This is a genomic window from Anabaena sp. AL93 (assembly GCF_001672085.1).
Taxonomy (GTDB): Bacteria; Cyanobacteriota; Cyanobacteriia; order Cyanobacteriales; family Nostocaceae; genus Dolichospermum; species Dolichospermum heterosporum.
Window position 1 is genome coordinate 1 of the sequence record NZ_LJOU01000060.1, and the last position, 18,881, is coordinate 18,881.

The window sequence follows — 18,881 nt, forward strand, 5'->3', positions numbered from 1 at the left end:
AACCCACATTCCGCAGGTGTTTTTTGAATTTTCGGAATTATCCATAACCCAATGATAACAAGGCTTTCAGACAATGACACGCAATTCTATATTAGAGCGATGCCTTCGGCGCGGCGTAGCCATCGCCGATATATTTAAAGCTCGAATCAAGTTTATTGAGAATAATGTCAATAAATTAGTTGGTTTGAGATTAAATTCATTGAATACCGACCTAGATAGCAAAAAGCATGAACTGGTTATTATGATTGGGTTTTAGCTGTTTTATGAAATTCTTTTTTTGACAAAATAACCTGCTGGGAAAAATATTTTGAGTATATTTACTCATGCTGAATGTGGGTTAAAATAATTCTATAATACAATCTCTCAATATCTCAATTAACTGTTCTTTACTAACTTTATTATCAGCAACCTGCATTGTTAATTGATATGCTTCTTCTGGTGTCATGTTCAGTTCATAATCATTCAAGTTCAAGAATGTCACTATAACATCAAAAGCGGTGCGTTTATTTCCATCTATAAAAGCATGATTATTAGTAATGTGAAATAAATATGCTGCTGCTTGTTCAACAATAGTATGATGTAAAAACTCTCCTCCAAAACTTGCTTGAGGTTGGTAAATCGCAGAATCTAATAAACCTTCATCGCGGATACCGTATGAGCCACCATATAGGTTAATTTGCTTATTATGTATACTTAGTACATCTTCTTTTGCAATAAATTTAGGACTATGCAAGTTTTCTATACACATAATCCCATTTTTTCGTAGATGCTAAAGAAGTTAATATAGCTTCCGATTCTTTAGGTGTGATATCATCTTCCAATTCTAGTGATTTAAGAAAATCTTCAGTAAATACTTTAAATTGTACACTAGCTTTAATGATTGATTGTATTACGTGTTTTCTTGTTTCTGTAAGAATGTATATTTCATGCTGCGAATAGGTTACAGAAGAAGCTTCCTTCTTAATTTTCTGATATACCACTAGAGTAGACACAATTATGTCCATAAAAATCTCTTTACTATGTTTGATAAAACTAAACTCGCAGCATTGTTCTAAAATTTCTTTAAGCAGAAAATTGTATCTAACAAAAAGTATAACTGATGATTGATCCAATTCTACTTTTTCCTTTAATGCCTTAACAAACTTAATAATTTTATTAAGTTTGTACTGTAGATTTTTCACTTCCTCTATAAGTTTATTGATAGATATTAGTCCGCTATTTTCCAACTCAATTATTTCTGCAAATATTTCATCTTGCGGGTTAGCATTATTCAGGCACTTTTCCAGGAATTCTATCTTTTCCTGAAAGTTGGTAATAGTCTCTTCTGGGAGTATAAAGCTGTATACCATTTTTTACGTACCTGTCTGGTGATATTATAGCGGTATGCACTTGAGCGAGATCCAGTCAGCAAATTGTAAAGCCTGTAGGGGCGCAGGGTCTGCGCCCTAGATTGTATTGCATCAAGGGCGATAACCGCCATATACGCTTTCTTAAAAATATTTTAACTGAAAAAACCATAATAATCCAGTCCGCCAGTTACTAATATAGCCTTAGCCAAAAATCGTTAAATCGCACTTTATTATCACTTAATCGTAGGCTGGGTTAAACGAAGTGCAACCCAATACATTTACAATATAACTTTTCTTGGTCTGATAAAGTACAAGTTTATCCGCGTTTATCTGCGTCCATCTTCTTCCATTTGCGGTTAATTATTTCCTATTGTACCTCCCTTGAATAGAAATTACAATAACACAAAATAAAAAAGCTATCTACAATCTTGAAATTATTCTCCAAATAATAGATAATACAATGTAACAACCAAATAAACCTTAGCACTCGCAGGGGTTGAGTGCTAATTTCTAGCTTAATATTGAAACTGATGTAGTAGGCAAAAATTCTCTTTTTTCTAGATAGAGTTAGCGGACTTTTCCGTAATAGATTCTTGCCCAAAATTCAAGTTTCTCGGCAATTGATGAATTCATTAGGAGGACTAGAATGATTAAATACAGCTTCAATCTGGTAGGTGTATCTCCTGTTTTGCATTTTTTCAATCATCAACAACAGAGTTTAGTAAAACCGCAACACCAAGGCATAGAATATCTAGGAACTCACACTTGTACCTTAGATGCCTTTCTATCATCCATAGAACCAGTTCCCGTAAAATGGGGTTGGAACTTAGATCAAGTAGTAGATACAGTGATTGAGTTTTGGATGAATAACGCTGAGAGTATTAACTATTGGAAATCCCGCTTAAACGATGCCGGACACGATAGTTTACTCGTAGCTAGAGTCGCAGATATGAACTCTTTGTCAGAGGAACTTGAATCACTACTAGGCAAAAATTTGTAACCCTTAACCATCATTCTCTATCACCTGGAGAATTTTCAAATATAACTCTTCCACTCTCTTTGCTGCTAATTTACCACTAGCAGCATAGTGATTTAACCCAGGAGAACCATTGACTTCAATCAGCGTATAATCTACCATCGGCATAGTAATATCATCGGTAAGTATGTCCACCCCAGCTAATCTTAGTCCAATATCTTTAGTCATATTAATTGCTAACTTCTGAAAATCAGGATGAATAGTTTCCGAAAAATCCACCGCTTCACCTCCACTTGATAAATTAGCACTATCCAAAAGATAAACAGTATGATCATGAGGAATCACACTATCCCAATCAAAATTTTGTGTTTTTAATTTTTGGGAAATGCGAAAATCATCAAATTTAATCACATTTTTTCTACCCGTACTAATAATTTTTTCCTGTTTTTGTTGTAGCAACTCCAAAACATTAGATATACCATCACCAACAACACATAAAGGAATTCTTTGATAAGCCGTAATCACCTCATCATCTAACACTACAATTCTATAGTCATTACCACTATAAAACTTTTCAACAATCAACCCTGATTTAATTTGGAATATCTTATTAGCAACATCATAATATTCCTCCTGATTATGCACCTTAGTCACCAATATACCTTGACTCAGATTTAGCGGCTTAACAATCACAGGAAATCCCATTGATTGTGCATAATTAAATCCATCATCAATATTTCGAGGATGAGCTATTTTAGCACACATCTGATCACTAAAAAATGTCTTTCCCTCTGTCACCCGATATCCAAAGTGCTTCAGGAAAAAATTACTATAGGCTTTATCTTTAGCTAATTCGGCTGAGGCGAAACCATTAATATTCAATTTGGCATGACTAAAAACCGACTTTTTCCCATTTTTAAAAGTAATATGCCCCACAAATTCATATTCTGGTTCAACTAAAATCACAGCCCCTATTTGCAATGCTACTTTTTGGATGATTGATGTAATTGACATTTTTTATTTTCTCGGATTCTTTCAAAATTACCCTGAAAAAGTATGGCAATATTCGTAAATATTTCCCAAGCCGAAACCTCAAATCATTCGTGAATTATGCCATATATTACACAATGATTTTGGTTCTTATGTGTATCTAAATACTAAGCTACTCAGTAAATACCCATTGGCATTAAATAAAACTGAACATTCTTAAAAGATAAGTTGTTGCATCACGTATTGACAATTTTGAAAATATGTAATAACAAGGTGGCATCATCAATAAAAGACGCTAGTACATCTTTGGCTAAGAGACATACTAACGCCCTTCACTCAAATTCATACGCATAAAATAATCATGCCACAAAATACGGATTACAAAAATATCACCTCAGAAAATCAAGCCATGCCTACAGCAAGAGAAGATAACGCCTACAAAAAAAGGCTGAATGGTTGGGCTGTAGCCCGTGTTGTCACCGAACAAGAAAAAGTAATTGTTTCCAGGTTTCGCAGTCGTTCTGATGCCGAAGGCTATATTCAGCACATCCGTCAGATGATTCCTAACACTGTTTTTGAGCTTTTCTTTGATTGCCAACGGGAAGAAGTTGTTATTTAACACTCTCAATGAGATTCTTGGTTCACCGAAACCACTTAATTTGGATTCCTTGCGTTCTCTAAACCAGAGGTGGGGTTCTCCCCAAGGGACTTCGGGTATTCCTGTAAATCCACAAGAGACAAGAGACAAGAGGTAAGAGGCACAATTCAAGATAAATATTCTCCTCATTCCCTCATCCCTTCGACTTCTAACTTACACAGCAGCCAGCAGTCCATTGTGCTTGAGTAAAGCCTTGGTACTGGGTTTTCGTCCCCGGAAGGTTTTAAATACATCCATTGGATGCTGACTGCCACCTAGTGCTAACACCGTATCTCGGTAACGTCTGCCAATCGCATGAATTGCAGCTTCATCTTCCAAACCTACTTCTTCAAAAGCGGCAAAAGCATCAGCACTGAGAACTTCAGCCCATTTATAGCTATAATATCCCGCTGCATAACCCCCTTCAAAAATATGACCGAAAGCACATAAAAACGCATCCTGGGGTAATGGTGGTAACACAGTCGTTAACCTAGCAATCCGGTTTCGCACATCTGTCACAGTTTCCTGACTATTAGGGCAATAGCGGTAATGTAACTCCAAGTCCACACTACTAAAATCCAGTTGCCGCAACATAGTTGAACCACTCATGTAATTACGTGCCGCCAACAATTTTTGGTAGTAATGTTCCGGTAATGCTTCCCCTGTTCCATAATGTTTCGCCATGCCAAACAAGGTTTGGCGGTCATAACACCAGTTTTCCATAAACTGGCTCGGTAATTCCACTGCGTCCCACTCAACATTATTAATACCTGCTGCCCCCAGATAATCCACCTTAGTCAGCATATGATGTAAACCATGTCCAAATTCATGGAACAATGTCTCCACTTCATCAAAAGCCATCAAACTCGGATTACCATCTACAGGGGGAGTTTGATTACAAATCAAATAAGCTACAGGTAGCCGAATAGTAGTTAAACCATTTTCTGTAACTTTGCGACGGTGAATACAAGCATCCATCCAAGCACCACCACGCTTTTCCGCAGGACGGCTGTAAGCATCTAGGTAAAAATAGGCAATGGGTTCACCATATTTATCAGCAATTTGGAAATAACGAACATCCTCATGCCATATTGGGGCTTGACCATCAGCAGGTGTCACCGTCACCCCAAAAAGCCTTTTTACCAGCCCAAATAGCCCATCTAGAACTTGAGGCAGGGGAAAATAGGGAAGTAACTCCTCGGCAGTAAAGGCAAATTGTTCTTCCCGTTGACGTTCAGCCCAAAAGCTAATATCCCAATGCTGCAAATTTTCGGCTTCTACGGCTCCTTTCGCCTTGGCAAAGGCTTTGAGTTGTTCTAAATCTTTGACAGCAGCATTATAACTAGCTTGACGGAGTTCTTCTAACAGCCTTTCTACAGAGGGAATATCCTTAGCCATCTTACTAGCCAAACTCAGTTCAGCAAAAGTTTCAAAGCCAATTAATTTAGCTAGTTCTTTTCTTAGCTCTAAAATTCGTATAATCAAAGGATTATTATCTAATTCCCCAGAAGATGCCCGGGTAATATAAGCCTTATAGAGTTTTTCACGCAAATCCCGCCTGGTACTGTGCTGTATGAATGGGAAATAACTAGGAAAATCTAAAGTAATATGCCAAGGTCCATGTTCCGGGGTGGCATTTTCTTCACCAGATGCACGAGCAACTTGGGCTGCAAGACTCAACAAGCTACTTGGTAAACCATCAATGTCATCTGGGGTGGTGAGAATTAAAATAAAGCCTTTCGTCGCATCTAGAACGTGATTAGCAAACCTAGTTGCCAGTTCTGCTAATTCCATCTGGATAGTATTAAAACGCTCTCTATCTTTTCCTTCTAAACCAACACCAGACAATTCTGCATCCCGAATTGCAGCTTTGATAATTCTCTGCTGGGCTGAATCTAAAGTTTCCCAACTAGGACTATTCCGAATTGCTTTGAAAGCATTATAAATAGGTTTACTTTGACCCAGGATATTCATAAACTGAACTACTTGCGGCTGTACCTTTTCATAGGCAATACGTAGTTCTGGACTATTTTTTACACCCATTAAATGATTCAGTATTCCCCAACTCCAATTTAGTCTTTCTGTCAATTTTTCTAGAGGTTCTACTAAACCGTTCCAAGTAGGCTCTATATTTGCCTCTAAGTCAATTAATTGCTTTTCCAGTTCTGCCAATAGATGACTAAAAGCTGGTTCGACTTGCTCTGATTTAATATCCGCAAATACGGGTAAACTACAGCTTTGAAGTAGGGGATTCTGATAAATAGTAGCAGTTGCACGCATGGTAGTGAGTTAATAGCCGATGAATTAGTGGGAAACAACGATTGATTTTTCTTTATATAACTAATAATTTAACGTTGCGACAAAATTTCGCGTTGCTAGAATGGCAATCTTACTCAACAGATACAGAAGTTAGGAGACTAGAATCAAATAAGTATATTTCTATACGAAAAATAATTAAATCTACCTCTATTCCTATGCCAGTTATACAAAAAGTTCATTCTGATAGCGTATCGTAGTGTGGCGTAAACCATACTGCTGCAACTTTATAACTACTGAATTTGTTTTTGATAGCTCAGATACATAGTGGTCTGTCAATATTAATTTTGTGTGTTAACGAAGTTTGAAAGTATTGCTAACAAACGGTTATAAAATTTAATAACTCACAATTTCAAGCTTGACAGACTAATAGGGCTACTATTTGATTTTTGATAGCGTAGCGTAAGCCATACAAGCTGTAAACCGTAAACCCCATCGAATCAACGATTGAGCCTCGGTATAATGAACAAGAATCAAACCGGACTCCTATATCATAGGAAAGCTAAAAGCAGAATTCTAGCAACTATTCTCCCAATAATTACTTTTATTTTGTCGAGTTTTGTGGCGATAATTCACCATAATCAATTTTGAATACGTAATAAAGGTATGAAATTTTTACTTTCTGTTTTGCTGACACCTGCGGTGGTTTTGTTGAGTTCTGCTCATGTATTAGCAGCAATTAAAACTAAAACAATTGAGTATAAGCAAGGAAACACAGTATTGGAAGGATATCTTGCTTATGATGATGCTATTAAAGTTAAACGTCCCGGTGTATTAGTAGTTCATGAATGGAATGGGTTACAGTCTTATGCCAAAAAACGAACCCAACAGTTGGCTAAATTGGGATATGTGGCTTTTGCCGCCGATATTTATGGTAAAGGAATTAGACCAAAAAACATCGAAGAATCAGGTAAACAAGCAACTATTTATCGTCAAGATCGAAAATTACTCCGCGAACGGGCAAAAGCTGGGTTACAAGTTTTACAAAATTATCCCTTAACTGACTCTAAACACATTGCTGCCATTGGGTATTGCTTCGGTGGTGGTACAGTCTTAGAATTAGCCCGTAGTGGTGTTAATATTGCAGGTGTAGTTAGTTTTCATGGCAACCTAGACACACTCAATCCTAATGATGCTAAAAATATTAAAGCTAAGGTATTAGTATTGCATGGCGCTGATGATCCCTTTGTCCCAGAAGAGCAAGTCCAAGGTTTTGAAAGAGAAATGCGTCTAGGTAATGTGAACTGGCAACTAATATACTATGGTGGTGCGCTTCATTCTTTCACTAACCCAGAAGCCAAAAATAATCCCAAAGGAGCTGTTTATAATTCAATCGCAGATCAGCGTTCTTGGCAAGCTATGCGACAGTTTTTTGCCGAAATATTTGCTAAGTAATATTTTGTGGGTTTGAACACTGATTATATCTGCAAGGACTGTTCAGAGGAAGAAGCAACAGGGAACAGAAAAAACTCATGTTTAAAAACATGAGATTGAAATAATGATACTGTTTTTTTTCGTGCTACGCATCTTTTAAAAACATCTTTTTCTTGACTGAAGCTCTAAGGGACTTCCAAATAAAAAAATACTCAACGACCTAACGCAAAAATCTCTCAAACCCTTATTCCTCTGTGTCCTCTGCGCCTCTGTGGTTCGTTAATCAGGATAATTTATTTCTTGGAAGTCCCTAAACTCAGCAAATGAGTGTTTCTTATCTGTTCCCTGTTCCCTGTTCCCTGTTCCCTTTTTTGTAATTGGTAAAATTATTACCTATTATCTATTCCTTCCTCTTACCTGAAAATCATGTCTAATCTTCCACCGCTAAATACAGAAACAATTTGGGCAATTATTAACGATACAATTGATGATGCCACTGTAAACCAATTATTATGGTATCACTTAGGTTATCGTTATGATGCGATTACAGAAACTTGGGATAATAGTCAAGTATCATCAACATGGCGAGATGAATATTCACAACCACCGGATTTTATTGCTTCTCGTCCAGCAATTATGAAATTAACTCGTTCTATTCCCCAGGAAAATAAACAGATACTCAAGGGAAGACTCGGTTTTAAAGGCTACAAAATTGGTGAATTTGGTCCTCGACAAACTCGCAGAGCCACATCAGCAAATTGGTTATTAAGTTATATGTTAATAACCACTGGTACAATTGAGTAAAATTACTATAAGTAGTGAGACAGAATTAATTACACAATGTCATTGCGTTAGCAAAGCGTGGCGTTAGCCATATGGAACGAAGTGAAATGAAGCAATTCCAAGGGTTGTGATTGCTTCCCTTCGCTCGCAATGACTGTAAATATTTTTGTCCAATTACTTATCTAGCAATTACTTAAAATATCCCCAACTTCTCTAAGTAGTTAGGGATATAAGCTTTGCGTCCGATTTGCAAAATTAAATTATTCTTTTATAAGGGATCACCAAAAAATAAATTACCCAATTTTGTGGGATGGGCATCCTGCCTGTCCTTGGTAATTAGCGGGCAAGACTTGTACTGAGCTTGCGATGCCCTGAGCCTGTCGAAGGGTCGAAGTATGCCCGCACCACAAGAAACTTTTGGGGATTTTTTTAATTGGAAGTCCCTAAGAGGTTGTTTGAAAAGTATTAGATGAAACCGATAATCTCCAAAAACCTAACCCCCCTGCCCCCTTCCCTCGTAGGGAAGGGGGGTTTCAAAGCCTCTCCCCGCTTCGGAGAGAGGTTTGGAGAGGGGTTTGTTTATACATTAAAAACTTTTCAAACATCCTCTAAGGAAAATGCCGAAAACCCTTGAAGATGTTGCTGACTCAGGAAGCCACATCTGTTCTTTAGACAAGGGATGAAGGCTAGTAGTCTGTCAACCCGAAAATGACGGGTGAAGGCAAGCAGGGGGAGAAGAGAGGCAGGGGGGCAGGGGGGTCAGGGGGGAGTGGGGGGAGTTGGGGGAGTTGGGGGAGTTGGGGGAACATTACCCGTCAAAATAAATTTGACGAACTACTAGAGGCAGGATTTATGTCTAAATGTTATGGAAATAACACGGACATATCTTGTATTTTTTTACAAAACTGTGTATATTAATATATTCTACCCTTGCATATAGTAATCTTAGCTAATTTGTGCAACTTGTTGTTCTAACTAACTACTTTAGGGCTAACAAGAATCAAAAACGGTTTCACAAATAATTTAGATAGGATTACTGCTGTATAACACAAATAAAGAGATTTCTGCTATGATCAACAAATTAATTAATACTAACATTAAGAGTTCTCATGTTTTACCAACTCCTAATGAGGTTAAGGCAAAATTACCTTTAACTAAAACTGCTGAAAATACAATTTTAAAATTCAGACAAGAAATAGAAAATATTTTAGATTTTCAAGATCGACGTAAATTCATTGTAGTCGGTCCTTGTTCAATTCATGATCCAAAAGCGGCGATAGAATATGGAGAAAAGTTGCTAGGCTTGGCAGAAAAAGTTCAGGATAAATTACTGTTAATCATGCGGGTTTATTTTGAAAAACCCAGAACTACTGTAGGCTGGAAAGGATTAATTAATGATCCGAAAATGGATGATTCTTTTCATGTAGAAGAAGGAATTTTAATTGCCAGAAACTTACTATTAAAGTTAACAGATTTAGGATTACCCACTGCTACAGAAGCACTTGATCCAATCATACCTCAATATATAAGTGAACTGGTTTCCTGGTCTGCAATTGGTGCAAGGACAACCGAATCGCAAACACACCGAGAAATGGCTAGTGGTTTATCTATGCCAGTAGGTTTTAAAAATGGTACTGACGGTAATATTCAAGTTGCTGTAAATGCCCTCAAATCAGCAAAAACTCCCCATAATTTCCTGGGTATTAATCAAAAGGGACAAGTGAGTGTATTTCAAACTAGGGGAAATGCTCATGGTCATGTAATTTTGCGTGGTGGAAATCAGCCTAATTTTGATGCCGAGAATATTCAGTTAGTAGAGGAACAATTAAAAGCAGCTAACTTATCACCAAGAATAGTTGTTGATTGTAGTCATGGTAATACTAATAAAGATTACAGATTACAATCTATGGTGTTTGAGAATATTATCCAGCAAGTATTAGATGGTACTAATTCCATTGTAGGAATGATGCTAGAATCGAATTTGTATGAAGGTAGTCAAGTAATTACAGGGAATCGTGAAGATTTAAAATATGGTGTTTCCGTAACTGATAAATGTATCAATTGGCAAGAAACCGAAAGAATTATTTTGGCTGCTTACAGTAAATTACAATAAACTTACAGCAGTTTTTATGTATTTACACCACATGAATTATGGTTCTACCGCTCCCCTTATGGAATAAAATATTAATTTAATTTTTGTAGGTTGGGTTGAACAAACTGAAACCCAACATTAGCGAGAAGATAGTAGGAGGTGTTGGGTTTCGTCCCTCAACCCAACCTACAATAAATATTGTTTTACATAAAGGGAACGGTAGAGCCTGAATTATTTTAATTCTTCTCTTTGTATGAGATTTAAAAATGTGGTTCATTTACCTGAAAAAAAGCTGTTTTGTAGTTGTGCTTTAGTCCAAAGTGCAATGCTTAGTTTCTGCTTCTTTTTCCACGATTCGACTTCACTCAGTCTCTCAAAGACTTTGGGTAATTTTCTCTTGGCTTCTTTTCATTGCTTCTAAATGTCAATTAGTCCAAACTCAAGTAAATAAGTAGTGAGACAGAATTAATTACACAATGTCATTGCGTAAGCGTTGCGTGGCGTTGGCCATATGGAACGAAGTGAAATGAAGCAATTCCAAGGGTTGTGATTGCTTCCCTTCGCTCGCAATGACTGTAAATATTTTTGTCCAAATATGGAACGAAGTGAAATGAAGCAATCGCAAGAGTTCTGATTGCTTCCCTTCCCTCGCAATGACTGTAAATATTTTTGTCCAATTACTTAAAAGTGGGATTGGTGCGGATCGAACGCACGGCCTAGCGCTTAGGAGGCGCTCGCTCTATCCAACTGAGCTACAACCCCAAGGATGACGTAGATATCATAATAGCAGCATTTTTATTGCGATCGCCAACAATAATCCCAATCATCACCACCGACTTCTAACCCGCAAAGATTACTACTTGCAGTCAGGATAACTTGAGATTTGCCGCTATTAAGTTCTCGCAATTCTAAAGTGATTTCCCCTTGCATGGTATCTCGACAACAAAAAGTTAAACCATTAGTTGTAGGTGCGCGGAGGGGTGTACCGGGAAGATGGGTAGTCCCTGTCAGTTCAATTTCGTAATTGAGGTTTTTGGCTTGCATTTGCCATCTACCCCAGGGTTGAATTTGCCATGTTACCTCTGAATTCCAGGGAACAAATTCATAAAATTTGCCTTGGTGGTGAATACCAATCATGGCGACTGATTCCATCCACCATAATACACCACGTTTGCCGCCACCGGCTGTTAAAGCTAAGTCTGGTTGATTGATAAAGGCATTACAATTTAGCCAAAACCATTTTTGGGGAAAAGCACCACCCCAATTTTTTTCCGCGTATGCTGGGGCATTTGTGAATTCATAAATTTTACCATGCCAATCTATCCAACCGCTGGCTAAACCATGAGCCATTAAAATTTGCCAACCAGGTTCAAATATCTGAGAAAATGATAACCAACCGGCGGTTGATTGCTGAGGACTATTTTGATTTCCCCATGCGTACATGGGTTGAATTGCATACTCCCATCGGCAATAATTACCAGTGGTAGGATCTGTAATTATGCCTTGGTTTAAGGTAGCTGTGGCTTGATAGCCTTCTTGAATATGGTGTGCAAATTCACGAGGAATAAGATACAGAGGTGAAACTTGTAAGTTGGTTTTTCCCCAATGTCCTAATCCCAAAATATCCCGACTTGCCCAAAATTTGTTGATATCAGGAAAAGTGCGACAAAGGTATTCATCATTTATACCCAGTATTTGGGCTGCTCCGCCGCTGTAGGGCTGATTGCCTCTTGGGTCTTCGATGGAGTACATGAAGGCGATAGTTTGCCGAATCTCGGTCAGTGTGACGCGGTAATACCAGCCCTCAAAAAAACGGCGATCGCTCCCATCCCAATGATAACCGCTATGGGGAGTTTGGGTGAAATCAAAGAAATTTTTGGGAATATTCAGCATGGATTGTGTTTTATTGTACTTCGTAAGGTTAAAATTTGAGCTTTTACTTAAAGGGAATATATGGATGTAAAAATGCAAGTTATTACCTTCTCAAGTATATTTATTTTTTGGTATTGGCAATGTGGAAACTTTGGACTAAAATGGGGTATCGGCTCAATAAATAGGGGCAACTGCCTAATTCGGGAAAAATTTTACGCCATTTGAGGGTTGTCATTGAACGATTTACCCCGGATTATTGAGCGGATACAAAATGGGGCATCCACTGAATTTCACTACATATTCCGTATTTTAAGCTTCATCATCTGTAATTATTGAACAAGAAATGTAAACCAAAAATAAAAGTTAGCTCTTCTTACACATCACAAAAAGACATTTTACCAACCATCAACAGTCCACATTCTCCGATGATAAGTAGGTTAGCATTGAAAATCGTCGTTATGGCAAGGCAAGAGGCACTCATGCAAGAGGCAAGAGTGAAGAGGGTTTGGGCGATTTTACTTTTCTTTACACAAATTGGTTTTATTGTGTTCACCTACTTACTTAATCCTATTTTCCAGACAGCGTTTAGGTTGATGCAGCATATTATAGATTAATGAGGTACAGGATCTTAATTCAAAGCCAAACAGCAATCTAGCTTTACAAAAGAAGGGAACAGGGAACAGATAAGAAACTAAAGTTTCACCAGTTTAGAGCTTCAGTCAAAAAAAGATGTTTTTAAAAGATGCGTAGCACGAAAAAACAGTGTCATTATTTCAATCTCATGTTTTTAAACATGAGTTTTTCCTGTTCCCTGTTGCTTCTTCCTCTGAATACTGACTCCTCAATTCTGATGTAAGTAGGTGAACAGAAAAAATTAAAGGTATATGAAGAAGAGCAAAGCAAACTCAAACTCTTTCCCCCTGCGCCCTGCCCCCTGCTCCCCTGCCTTCCCCCAACGACAATTTTTAACGCTCACCTACTTAAGTATCTGACTAACTCAATCTGATGCTGTTCCGCTTTCTATCACTGAGTCTAAACCCCAGTGGCTAGGAACTTGACAATTTGGTATGGGTTGTGATTAAGTAAGTATTTGATACCAATTAGATGTATTTAAGATTCACTTACTAGTTGTAAAATCTCGCAGTGTAGTAAAGTGTGTTCATTCGGGAAGATTTGTGAAGTACAGGGTTTGTTATTACACAATTGCATACCATCTGGATTAATCTCTTTTCTTACCTTAAATGCAAAAAAGGTATTGATTCACAAATTCATGTTTTTACAAGCCAAGCTCTAAAAAAAAATACTTATGCTAGAGATAGGATTTGAGACTAATAGGGGCAGTATTCAGTTAGTCAAACTCCCACGCTTTATCTCTCTATTTCTGATAATGGGAGACATTTTTGGCCTATTTGTCTGTTTAGGAATTAGTTCTTACGGGACTCTGGATCATCCATTGATAGGATTTGATCTATTTGTATATGGATTTATACTACTGACTTTAACAGGAATGTATTTGTTAAATACATACCATCCAGAGAAAGAAATTGCTGGGTTACAAGCTCCGACTCGCATCCTGATCAGCAGTCTAATAGTTGCCATCATAACTTCCGTGTTAATTAATCTGTCGGGAAACTGGGAAGGTAATTCAGTAGGGATGCGGGGTATATTATTAGTTAACCTGGGAATTTTTACTATCTGGGCAATGATCTTAAGAATATGGGCATTTAATTGGTGGCGATCGCAAGCTCAACAAAGTCGGTGGTTAATGCTAGGAGCCAACAATCATGCCATAAAATTTGCCCAAATGTTCTTAACCCAAAATCCATTGGGGCGATTAGTGATCCTGACGGAAACTGGTCAACATATCCCTGAGTTAGCAGAAATCGAACCCCAATTAAGTCATGAAGGATCTCTCAATGACTTATCTTATTGGAGTCATCAACCCTTATCGGGAGTAGTAGTAGGAACTCAAATAGGTCTCTCTGATCAACAAGTGCAGAGTCTCATGCAACTCCGACTGAAAGGGATTCCCGTTTACCGTCTACCTGATATTTGGGAAACCCTATGCTACAAACTTCCCTCATCTCTACTCGAAGATGAGTGGTTTGCTTTCAGTAGTGGTTTTAACTTGGTATTTTGTGGTGGCAGTCTCAAAATCAAAGAGATTATGGATATAATCGTCACTGGTCTGTTGTCTCTGCTGGTGTCGCCACTCATGATATTTGTAGGACTAATCATCAAATTAGATAGTCCAGGACCAATTTTTTATAGCCAATTACGAACAGGACTGTATGGTAAACCATTTCGGGTTTACAAATTCCGTTCCATGTATCAAGACGCGGAAAAGAGGGGCGCACAATGGGCAAGTCAACGTGACCCCCGCATTACCAGAGTAGGATATTGGCTACGAGTTCTGCGAATTGATGAACTCCCCCAAATTTGGAATGTGTTGTGTGGAGAAATGAGTCTGATTGGTCCACGTCCAGAAAGGCCAGAGTTTGATGTCAAGCTCAAAGAAGCAATTCCTTATTACGAAATGCGCTATTTAGTCAAACCAGGAATTACTGGTTGGGCGCAGGTGCTTTATCCCTACGGATCTTCTCTAGAAGATGCCTATGAAAAGCTATCTTACGACCTTTACTACATCAAAAACTATTCATTATGGTTGGACATAGTGATAGTCTTGAAAACCATCAGAGTTGTTTTATTAGGTAAAGGCAGATGAATCAGAAAGTCTTGGTGACAGGGGGTGCCGGCTATATTGGTTCTCATGTGGTGCGTCAACTAGGTGAGGCTGGCTATGATGTAGTTGTATATGATAATTGTTCTACAGGAGTAGCACAAGCTGTACTTTATGGTCAGCTAATTATTGGCGACTTAGGAGATATAGACCGCCTTTACCAAGTCTTTGGCAAACATCAATTTAGTGCGGTATTGCACTTCGCTGCCAGTCTAGTTGTACCAGAATCCGTTGCCCAGCCCCTTGATTACTACGCTAACAACACCCGGAATACCCTGAATTTACTGCGGTGCTGTAGTATCATGGGTGTTGACCAATTGATCTTTTCTAGCACAGCGGCAGTTTACGGCGAACCTAGAGAAAATCCCGTCACAGAGTTTACTCCGACTTTACCGATTAACCCCTACGGTCGCTCCAAACTGATGAGCGAATGGATGATTCAAGACTACGGACTGGCATCTCGTCTGCGGTATGTAATTCTCCGCTATTTCAACGTCGCAGGAGCCGACCCCGGTGGCAGAATTGGACAAAACTTAACCAGTGCAACTCATTTGATTGCCAATGCTTGTAATGCAGCCCTCAAACGCCAAGCAGAATTCAAGATATTTGGCAATGATTTCCCCACCCCAGATGGGACAGGAATTAGAGACTATATCCATGTCGAAGATCTAGCCACAGCCCATGTTGATGGGTTACGCTATCTAGAAAGGGGTGGAGAAAGTCAAATTCTCAACTGTGGTTATGGCAAAGGTTATAGTGTTAGACAAGTTGTGGAAAGGGTTAAAGACATTTCTGGGGTAGATTTTCCCGTAATTGAAGTGGCGCGTCGTCCCGGAGATCCAGCCTGTGTGACGGCTGATGCAGAAAAAATTCAGCAGGTATTGAATTGGCAGCCCAAGTATAATAACTTAGATAATATCATCTCCAGCTTTCTTGCTTGGGAAAAAGGTAAGCTGTTACAAAGCTATAAGTAGGTGGGCGTTAAAAATTGTCGTTGGGGCAAGGGAACAGGGAACTCTTAACAGGGAACAGGAAGAGAGTTTTGAGTGATTTTACTCTTGTAGGGTGCGTCAGACCCAATAATTTGGTAAAAAACAGATTTCCTCTGTCTGACGCACCCTACTCAATACGACAATCAAACTGCGTAACAAATAATCGCTATTTTACAAATGTTAAATGCCAAAAGCCGGGGATGAGTGATTTTTGTTCAAACAGATGATCTACAACTTGTACAGCGCTTCCTACACTTAGTATATTTTCTTAAATTAATTTATGTCCATTAACCAAGAAGACCAAGATTCCCCTATTGATATTCAACAGTACTGGTTAATATTCAAAAGACGTTGGCCTGTGGCATCAGTCGTATTTGCTTTTGTCTTCGGAGTCACAGCCCTTGTCACTTACTCAACAAAACCAGTTTACGAGTCAGAAGGGAAATTGGTTTTCACTAAAAAAAGTGGGGCTTCATCACTCTCAAGTCTCTCTCAACAGATGGGAGAATTGGGCGCACTGACAAACCTTAGCAACCCAGTAGATACTGAATCTGAGATCATCCGCTCCTATCCCATCGTTATAAAAACTATTACCACACTAAAGTTGACAGATAATCAAGGCAAACAGCTTTCTTTGGAAGTTTTTCTCAAAAAACTGAAGCTGAAGACTGTCCGAGGAACAGATGTGATGCAGCTTTCTTACAGAAGTACAAATCCCCAGGAAGCAGCAGATGTGGTGAATTCCCTGATGAAATATTACTTAGAGAGTAATGTTCGCACTAACCGTACCGAAGCTAGGTCAGCGCGAGAATTTTTATCCAAGGAATTACCAGAAGTTGAACACCGAGTTACGAAAGCAGAAATGAACTTACGCCGGTTTAAGGAGAACAACCGAGTGGTAGCTCTGGATGTAGAAGCGAAAACTGGTTTGGAATCTCTGGGAAAGCTGAATGAAGCAATTACCCAGAGCCAAGGGGAATTGGCGGCGGCCTTGACTCGTTCCGTAGCTTTACAGAATGAAATGAAACTGGGTACACAACAGGCTGTGGATCTCAGTACCTTAAGTCAATCACCCGGTGTACAACAAGTCCTCACAGAATACCAAAAAACCCAATCTGAACTAGCAGTGGCGCGAAGTCTTTATACTGGTGATAATCCAAAGGTCGTGGATTTAGTCATGAAAGAGGCATCTCTGAAAAACGTACTAGAACAGCGAGTCAGCCAGACCGTTGGTAGTTCCGAGTTCCTATCCAAACAGAATTTGCAGATAGGAGAACTTAAACAGGCATTAACTCAAGACCTTGTCAAATCAGAAGTAGAAAGGTTAGCATTAACAAAACAAATAGAGGAATTGCAAAGGGTATTTATAGTTAACAGAAGACGTTTGGATAGCTTACCTCGACTGGAACAACAACAACAACAGCTACAGCGACAGTTAACTGTTGCACAAATCACCTACCAAGAATTTCTGAAGCAATTCCAGTTGGTTCAGGTTTTAGAGAATCAGAATGTAGGTAATTCGCGGATCATTTCTGGAGCTTTAGTTCCTGAACGTCCCATTTCTCCTAAGATTCCCCTCAACCTCGCACTAGGCGGATTTTTGGGAGTTATTTTAGGCGCAGGAACGGCACTGGTGTTGGAATCCATGAATCAATCCCTCAAAAATATTGAAGAAGCCAATCGGCTGTTGGGCTTTCCTTTGCTGGGGACGATTCCCCAATATGGGGAAAAAAATCCGAAAAATCGGCAGGAAGGTCGGCAAGAGTTGCCATTATTGGATGACCCCTATTCACCAGTCAGTACGTCTTTTGAAATGCTCCAGACTAACCTGGGGTTCACTTGCTCTGACAAAGAATTGCGGGTGATTTTGGTGACTAGTGCAACCCCTGGAGAGGGTAAATCTTTTGTGGCGGCAAATCTGGCTCTAGCAGCAGCTTATGTAGGAAGACGAGTCCTGTTAGTGGATGCTGATATGCGTCTTCCCCGTCAGCACCGGGTTTGGGAAATACACAATTTGCTGGGATTAAGCAATATCTTAGCCGATCAGGCGCAGTTAGAAAATGCTGTCCAGGAAGTATCCCCTCTGGTGAATATGTTACCAGCAGGAAAAATTCCGCCTAACCCAGTGGCACTGTTAGATTCCCAGCGCATGGCTGCCTTGGTTGAAGAGGCTAGTAAGGATTATGATTTCGTAATTATTGACACACCTCCCTTAACGGCTGTTACTGATCCCCTGATTGTTGGCAAGTATGTGGATGGGTTATTGCTGGTTGTCCGTCCCGGTGCAGTGGAGTATTCAGCGGTAACTGCGGCGAAGTCATTACTTGAGCAGGCGAGAGTGCCTATTTTGGGCATGGTTGTGAATGGTATTGGTAAGGAAAGTGGTTATGGTGGATATTACTATGCCAGTGGTTATTACGGAGGTAAAGAAGACAAGAAGAAGTCTTCGGAGGCTAATGTGCGGTCAGGGTTTTTTGGTCGGGTGTAATTTGTCTTCACACTCTGACGAGATTAATTAAATTGTCTGTGTTTTAGGAGTTGAGCTTTGATGGTCTTTTGATCTCGGTTCCTCCCTCGCAACCTGCTCGTAACTGAGAAGGCCGGAGCAGGGGAAAGCTATGTCTAATTAAGGTATAGACTCTCGAAACAATGTCTGCGATCGCCAACCAATACTAATGGAAAAAACCGATATTCTGCCTGCATTGGCAGGAGTAGAGTTAAAATTAACTGTTGATAATGTATTTAGCTGGTTAAAAATGG

Annotated in this window: 14 protein-coding genes and 1 tRNA gene; 9 read left to right on the forward strand and 6 right to left on the reverse strand. The window is 39.1% G+C overall.

The window, feature by feature from the left end:
* Nucleotides 1–73: 73 nt before the first annotated feature.
* The gene (locus tag AN486_RS16035) at nucleotides 74–256 is read left to right on the forward strand and encodes a hypothetical protein (protein ID WP_152608850.1); all 183 of its coding nucleotides are present in this window, start codon (nucleotides 74–76) and stop codon (nucleotides 254–256) included.
* Nucleotides 257–337: 81 nt separating this feature from the next.
* Here the strand turns inward: AN486_RS16035 and AN486_RS16040 are convergent, their stop codons facing one another.
* The gene (locus tag AN486_RS16040) at nucleotides 338–748 is read right to left on the reverse strand and encodes a type II toxin-antitoxin system death-on-curing family toxin (protein ID WP_290601504.1); all 411 of its coding nucleotides are present in this window, start codon (nucleotides 746–748) and stop codon (nucleotides 338–340) included.
* Nucleotides 726–1,349: a hypothetical protein gene (locus AN486_RS16045; protein ID WP_053540995.1), complete on the reverse strand. Its 624-nt coding sequence runs from the start codon at nucleotides 1,347–1,349 to the stop codon at nucleotides 726–728. Before AN486_RS16045 ends, AN486_RS16040 begins: the two co-directional genes overlap by 23 nt.
* Before the next feature lie 649 nt (nucleotides 1,350–1,998).
* On the opposite strand from AN486_RS16045, the gene AN486_RS16050 reads away from it, so the two are divergent.
* Nucleotides 1,999–2,349 (forward strand): hypothetical protein, encoded by a 351-nt coding sequence (locus AN486_RS16050; RefSeq protein WP_290601549.1) that lies wholly within the window; start codon nucleotides 1,999–2,001, stop codon nucleotides 2,347–2,349.
* Nucleotides 2,350–2,352: 3 nt separating this feature from the next.
* Here the strand turns inward: AN486_RS16050 and AN486_RS16055 are convergent, their stop codons facing one another.
* Nucleotides 2,353–3,339 carry a cyanophycin synthetase gene (locus tag AN486_RS16055; RefSeq protein ID WP_290601505.1) on the reverse strand — a complete coding sequence of 329 codons (987 nt, stop codon included), beginning with the start codon at nucleotides 3,337–3,339 and terminating at the stop codon, nucleotides 2,353–2,355.
* 337 nt (nucleotides 3,340–3,676) lie between these two features.
* Between AN486_RS16055 and AN486_RS16060 the strand changes: the two genes are divergently transcribed.
* Complete coding sequence (locus tag AN486_RS16060; protein WP_027402924.1) at nucleotides 3,677–3,934, forward strand: hypothetical protein; 258 nt, start codon at nucleotides 3,677–3,679, stop codon at nucleotides 3,932–3,934.
* A gap of 192 nt (nucleotides 3,935–4,126) precedes the next feature.
* On the opposite strand, the gene AN486_RS16065 is transcribed toward AN486_RS16060, so the two are convergent.
* Entirely contained in the window at nucleotides 4,127–6,232 is a 2,106-nt protein-coding gene (locus AN486_RS16065) for a M3 family metallopeptidase (RefSeq protein ID WP_168635935.1), read from the reverse strand.
* A 642-nt stretch (nucleotides 6,233–6,874) separates the two neighbouring features.
* On the opposite strand from AN486_RS16065, the gene AN486_RS16070 reads away from it, so the two are divergent.
* The 3 genes from AN486_RS16070 (at nucleotide 6,875) to AN486_RS16080 (ending at nucleotide 10,538) form a co-directional block, all read left to right on the forward strand.
* On the forward strand, nucleotides 6,875–7,663 hold the full coding sequence (locus tag AN486_RS16070; protein WP_168635934.1) for a dienelactone hydrolase family protein: 789 nt from the start codon (nucleotides 6,875–6,877) through the stop codon (nucleotides 7,661–7,663).
* A gap of 405 nt (nucleotides 7,664–8,068) precedes the next feature.
* A complete protein-coding gene (locus AN486_RS16075; protein ID WP_053540992.1) occupies nucleotides 8,069–8,446 on the forward strand; it encodes a DUF1823 family protein in 378 nt (125 codons plus the stop codon).
* Nucleotides 8,447–9,494: 1,048 nt separating this feature from the next.
* Nucleotides 9,495–10,538: a 3-deoxy-7-phosphoheptulonate synthase gene (locus AN486_RS16080; protein WP_053540990.1), complete on the forward strand. Its 1,044-nt coding sequence runs from the start codon at nucleotides 9,495–9,497 to the stop codon at nucleotides 10,536–10,538.
* A gap of 667 nt (nucleotides 10,539–11,205) precedes the next feature.
* On the opposite strand, the gene AN486_RS16085 is transcribed toward AN486_RS16080, so the two are convergent.
* Together AN486_RS16085 and AN486_RS16090 are read right to left on the reverse strand one after the other, a co-directional pair.
* Nucleotides 11,206–11,279, reverse strand: a tRNA-Arg gene (locus AN486_RS16085).
* 33 nt (nucleotides 11,280–11,312) lie between these two features.
* A complete protein-coding gene (locus AN486_RS16090; RefSeq protein WP_027402929.1) occupies nucleotides 11,313–12,410 on the reverse strand; it encodes a tocopherol cyclase family protein in 1,098 nt (365 codons plus the stop codon).
* 1,285 nt (nucleotides 12,411–13,695) lie between these two features.
* Here AN486_RS16090 and AN486_RS16095 point away from each other — a divergent pair.
* From AN486_RS16095 to AN486_RS16105, 3 genes are all read left to right on the forward strand, one after another.
* A complete protein-coding gene (locus tag AN486_RS16095; protein ID WP_081424323.1) occupies nucleotides 13,696–15,114 on the forward strand; it encodes a sugar transferase in 1,419 nt (472 codons plus the stop codon).
* Entirely contained in the window at nucleotides 15,111–16,103 is a 993-nt protein-coding gene (gene galE, locus AN486_RS16100) for a UDP-glucose 4-epimerase GalE (RefSeq protein ID WP_053540988.1), read from the forward strand. The genes AN486_RS16095 and galE overlap by 4 nt, the downstream gene beginning before the upstream one ends.
* 298 nt (nucleotides 16,104–16,401) lie before the next feature.
* Nucleotides 16,402–18,609, forward strand: coding sequence for a polysaccharide biosynthesis tyrosine autokinase (locus AN486_RS16105; RefSeq protein WP_290601506.1), 2,208 nt, complete (start codon nucleotides 16,402–16,404; stop codon nucleotides 18,607–18,609).
* Nucleotides 18,610–18,881: the final 272 nt, after the last annotated feature.

What these genes read in the sequence shown, in the direction of transcription:
- AN486_RS16035 (WP_152608850.1), top strand. Translation starts at nt 74, where the DNA reads ATGACACGCAATTCTATATTAGAGCGATGCCTTCGGCGCGGCGTAGCC.
- AN486_RS16040 (WP_290601504.1), bottom strand. Translation starts at nt 748, where the DNA reads ATGTGTATAGAAAACTTGCATAGTCCTAAATTTATTGCAAAAGAAGAT.
- AN486_RS16045 (WP_053540995.1), bottom strand. Translation starts at nt 1,349, where the DNA reads ATGGTATACAGCTTTATACTCCCAGAAGAGACTATTACCAACTTTCAG.
- AN486_RS16055 (WP_290601505.1), bottom strand. Translation starts at nt 3,339, where the DNA reads ATGTCAATTACATCAATCATCCAAAAAGTAGCATTGCAAATAGGGGCT.
- AN486_RS16060 (WP_027402924.1), top strand. Translation starts at nt 3,677, where the DNA reads ATGCCACAAAATACGGATTACAAAAATATCACCTCAGAAAATCAAGCC.
- AN486_RS16065 (WP_168635935.1), bottom strand. Translation starts at nt 6,232, where the DNA reads ATGCGTGCAACTGCTACTATTTATCAGAATCCCCTACTTCAAAGCTGT.
- AN486_RS16070 (WP_168635934.1), top strand. Translation starts at nt 6,875, where the DNA reads ATGAAATTTTTACTTTCTGTTTTGCTGACACCTGCGGTGGTTTTGTTG.
- AN486_RS16075 (WP_053540992.1), top strand. Translation starts at nt 8,069, where the DNA reads ATGTCTAATCTTCCACCGCTAAATACAGAAACAATTTGGGCAATTATT.
- AN486_RS16080 (WP_053540990.1), top strand. Translation starts at nt 9,495, where the DNA reads ATGATCAACAAATTAATTAATACTAACATTAAGAGTTCTCATGTTTTA.
- AN486_RS16090 (WP_027402929.1), bottom strand. Translation starts at nt 12,410, where the DNA reads ATGCTGAATATTCCCAAAAATTTCTTTGATTTCACCCAAACTCCCCAT.
- AN486_RS16095 (WP_081424323.1), top strand. Translation starts at nt 13,696, where the DNA reads ATGCTAGAGATAGGATTTGAGACTAATAGGGGCAGTATTCAGTTAGTC.
- galE (WP_053540988.1), top strand. Translation starts at nt 15,111, where the DNA reads ATGAATCAGAAAGTCTTGGTGACAGGGGGTGCCGGCTATATTGGTTCT.
- AN486_RS16105 (WP_290601506.1), top strand. Translation starts at nt 16,402, where the DNA reads ATGTCCATTAACCAAGAAGACCAAGATTCCCCTATTGATATTCAACAG.